We start from the raw sequence: 274 nt of genomic DNA, 5'->3' as shown, positions 1-274 counted from the left end.
CTTCTTCCAGGGCCACGCCTCCCCCGGCATGTACGCCAGGGCGTTTATGGAAGGCCGGCTCTCTGAGGAGGACCTGGACGGGTTCCGGCAGGAAAAGTCCCGCGCCGGCCACGCCCTGTCTTCCTACCCGCACCCGCGGTTGATGCCGCAGTTCTGGGAGTTCCCCACCGTGTCCATGGGCATCGGGCCGATGAACGCGATCTACCAGGCCCAGTCCAACCGGTACCTGCACAACCGGGGCCTGAAAGACACCAGTGACCAGCAGGTCTGGGCG

1 pseudogene is annotated in these 274 nt (G+C 66.1%); it reads left to right on the top strand.

Annotated features, from left to right (window positions below):
* Window positions 1-274: pseudogene (locus FNL14_RS23100) on the top strand (pyruvate dehydrogenase (acetyl-transferring), homodimeric type); the annotation flags it as partial.

Origin of the sequence: Pseudarthrobacter sp. B4EP4b (assembly GCF_006680095.1) — a bacterium.
GTDB lineage: Bacteria > Actinomycetota > Actinomycetes > Actinomycetales > Micrococcaceae > Arthrobacter.
Note: the sequence above shows the minus strand (reverse complement) of the source record. Positions and strands in the feature narration are given on the sequence as shown.